Below are 3,474 nucleotides of genomic sequence, written 5' to 3'. Positions count from 1 at the left end.
TCTATCCCAGAGGATAAATGAGGGTACGCTGGGTCTGAATTTCCAGCTATTTCAATCTTTAACTTATCTAACGCATAATTGGCGACTACAGTTTTCAAAATATCATTGGGGAATGGGGAGTGGGGAATGGGAGATGAGGGAGATGAGGGAGATGAGGGAGATGAGGGAGATGAGGGAGATGAGGGAGAAATAACTAATGCCCAATGCCCAATTCCCAATGCCCAATGCCCAATGCCCAATGCCCAATCCCTAAGAGCTTGTGCCAAAATTAAACCAAACTTGAGAGCAAATGTCAGGAAAGCAAAACTATGAAACCGATTTGTCAAGGTGATGTAATCTTACTGCCTGTGCAACAAATTGAAGGACAAAAAATACCTCACTTAACTTTGGCAGAAGGCGAAGTTACAGGGCATAAGCATCGCATTACTGAAGGAAACGCAGAATTATACGAAAAAGATAGCACACTCTATTTGCGTGTGTTTTCAGAGTTGGCATTGCTTGCCCATGAGGAGCATAAAGCTATTTCTATTCCCCAAGGTGACTGGATGGTGAAAATTCAACGAGAATACGAGCCTGAAGGTTGGCGTTATGTCGCTGATTGAAAAGTTAACGCCTGAGCAAGAGGCTTTGATTCCAGTTTATTGGAAAAAGTGGAGAGCGATCGCGCTTTCAACTGAGAGAATTGATAGAGAAAAGGCGGCGGAAGTTGTTAAAGCTGCATATACAGCTATCGGTAAACAACAGCCGGAAATTATTTTTTGTGACAGTTTTTATGCTGGTTTAACAATGCTTCTTAAAAAACATCCTAAATTAAATTCTAATAACATAAATTTCATCAATTTAAATAATAATTTGATGAACTATATTTTTACAGATTTAACAAATAAAAATTTAGAATTATCATATCAACTAAATACACAGCTTCTTAGAGATTTACCTATTTTTAACCGAGATTTTGTTATCTTGGAATATGTATTAGAAAAGAAATCAAAATTAAAAATTAAAAAAATTAATTTAGATCGTCTTTGGTTAAAATCACAACATTTGGCTAGTCATTGTTGTTGGGTAGATTTTTATGTATCTGTATTAAATTGTTCTTACAGCAAAATGAGATGGAAAACCTTACAGTCTCTATCAAGGTTTTGTGGTTGGATTTCTCCATTTGAAAAAATTTGTATAGTATGCGATCGCCCCCTTCACCTACGCTTCGACAATCAAAATCGTCTCCACGCAGAAGGCGAACCAGCCATTGAATTTATTGATGGATATAGCCTCTACTCCTACCACGGCGTAACCTTGCCTGAAAAATACGGTAAAATCCACCCGCAGCAATGGCAAGCTAGTTGGCTTTTAACAGAAGAAAATGCCGAACTACGGCGAGTACTAATTCAGGGTATCGGTTACACTAGAATTTGCGAAGAATTGCAAGCTATTGAATTAGATACTTGGGCTGAATATACACTATTAAAAATTGATGCTGATGTTGATGAAGAATCAATTTACTTATTAAAAATGACTTGCCCTAGCACAAGCTTTATTCACGCCTTGCGAGTTCCACCGAATATTAACTCAGCGCGTGAAGCAATTCGCTGGGTAAATTGGGGAATAGAACCAGAAGAATTTGCTGTGCAAACCTGATTTTTGAATTGGACAACAAGCTAAAAAAATAGTCAGTCTAGACACAAACGAGCTATTTTAGCATACATCTTTAAAATTGACTGCACAGGAGCCAACTCTACACCTCAACATAATTTAATCTGATGGTAACGATAGTAGGTTGGTGTCAATACAGTTCAGTTAAGCTGAGGGTGAGGTTTGATCTTATGTTTAATTATGCCTACCTACTTAGCAACAAGTCGCTACTCTTTGTTGGAACCGTAGAAAAGACGCAAATTTATCCTTTGTGTCTTCAAGTAAGATTTTAAAAATTAGAAAGTAAATGTGGTTCTCACTGTACCAATCACGATATCATCTAATGTTACCTTTTTTACCAATAACCGGGAAAGCCAGTGTGGCGGCATAGTTCTAGATATCAGTTAAGTAATTATACTACTAATTAATTTTTTATAGTAAATACACTTAACTTATTTTTATAAAATTGCCTTGACATCCTTTATATAAAAACGTTTTACTGTTTTTAAAGTTATTAGCTAAATATTTTTATTTGGTAAAAATGATTGCTACTTACTACACAAATGCCAGCCTGACATGCCAAGCTATAAACATCAAATGCTTAAGGAAATAAATCAATGTCTACTCTGCAAAAACTATTAGCCTTGGTTGGAACAGCAGTTGTTTTCATGAGTGCTAACCCAGCTAGCGCTGTTAGCCTGATTAAAGGAGGTTCCACACCTGTTGCAGGAGAAGGTCAATACACTAATATTCAAGGAGCTACAACGATCAACTTCAATTCAGGGACAGCAACCGATCCAAACGGATTTGCTACTTACTCTGCAACCAATGGAATTGTCAAACTGAGTGTAGCTGGTCAATATGCTACCCCCTTTGGTGATACCAGCTACTATCTAACGGTTGCGCCAAAAGGTGCACAAGCTAACGGTCAAAATATTTTAGGAAACACTGGCGATCAAACTATTACCTTTGCTAAGTCTATTGATTACTTTGGTCTCTACTGGGGATCAATAGACAGATATAACTATGTGGATGTCTATAGCGGAGGTAAGCTACTAAAAACATTTAGTGGTGCAGATGTCCCAGGCGCTCCAGCCAATGGTGCACAGAGTGGTGATGCAAATAATGTCTATGTTAATTTGTTAGCAGATAAAGGAGAGAGTTTTGATAAAGTAGTTTTAAGATCAACTGGTCTTGCATTTGAAACTGATAACCATAGCTACAGACTAGCTAGTGTCCCTGAACCTACTGCAATATTGGGCTTGCTAGCGTTCGGTGTTATGAGTGCTGGTTCATTTGTGAAACGGAAATCAAAGTTAATTTAAAATAATCTATTTACTCTGTCTGAAAAATTAACAATCTCGTTCTCGTTTGAAGATATAAAACCCAGTATTTTTTGCTGGGTTTTATTTTTGAACCAAAAAAGCGAAGACACAAAGAATAAATTTGCGTCTTTAAGTAAGATTTTAAGAATTAGAAACTAAATGTGGTTCTCAGTGCGCCAATCACAACATCATCGTTGTCATTGTTATGATCTGGGGATGTTAACCAGATGACTCCTGGGGTAATGGTAATATTGTCAGTCAACTTATACTGGTAGAACGCCTCAAGATGATAGGATGTATCCGCATCTCTATCCAATCCTGGGACGTTAGAACTTGTTACTCTCGGCTCTATACCAGCGATGATACCTGCTAAGTTACCTTCTTTACCGAGGTCAGGAAAGCCGAGAGTGACGGCATAGTTCCAAATGTCAACCTCTCCACGATCGCCATTTAATGTACGGCTGTTGGTGTATCCAGCCCAACCACCTAAGACGATGTTATTAGTGATGAGATCGGA

6 protein-coding genes are annotated in these 3,474 nt (G+C 37.9%); 5 read left to right on the top strand and 1 reads right to left on the bottom strand.

Annotated features, from left to right (window positions below):
- The 5 genes from LC574_RS31930 to LC574_RS31910 form a co-directional block, all read left to right on the top strand.
- Window positions 1–193 (top strand): hypothetical protein (locus tag LC574_RS31930; protein WP_229457599.1); only part of this gene is annotated, 193 nt, incomplete at its 5' end.
- On the top strand, window positions 106–312 hold the full coding sequence (locus LC574_RS31925; protein WP_229457597.1) for a hypothetical protein: 207 nt from the start codon (window positions 106–108) through the stop codon (window positions 310–312). The genes LC574_RS31930 and LC574_RS31925, both read left to right, overlap by 88 nt.
- Window positions 309–602, top strand: coding sequence for a hypothetical protein (locus LC574_RS31920; protein ID WP_229457595.1), 294 nt, complete (start codon window positions 309–311; stop codon window positions 600–602). Before LC574_RS31925 ends, LC574_RS31920 begins: the two co-directional genes overlap by 4 nt.
- Window positions 589–1,638, top strand: a complete 1,050-nt coding sequence (locus tag LC574_RS31915) for a DUF6745 domain-containing protein (RefSeq protein ID WP_229457594.1) — start codon at window positions 589–591, stop codon at window positions 1,636–1,638. Before LC574_RS31920 ends, LC574_RS31915 begins: the two co-directional genes overlap by 14 nt.
- Before the next feature lie 611 nt (window positions 1,639–2,249).
- A complete protein-coding gene (locus tag LC574_RS31910) occupies window positions 2,250–2,957 on the top strand; it encodes a PEP-CTERM sorting domain-containing protein (protein WP_229457592.1) in 708 nt (235 codons plus the stop codon).
- A 148-nt stretch (window positions 2,958–3,105) separates the two neighbouring features.
- On the opposite strand, the gene LC574_RS31905 is transcribed toward LC574_RS31910, so the two are convergent.
- A partial coding sequence (locus tag LC574_RS31905; protein WP_229457589.1) for an iron uptake porin occupies window positions 3,106–3,474 on the bottom strand: 369 nt, incomplete at its 5' end.

Origin of the sequence: Nostoc sp. CHAB 5715 (assembly GCF_020829685.1) — a bacterium.
GTDB lineage: Bacteria > Cyanobacteriota > Cyanobacteriia > Cyanobacteriales > Nostocaceae > Nostoc.
This window is presented reverse-complemented; position numbering and strand designations above follow the sequence as displayed.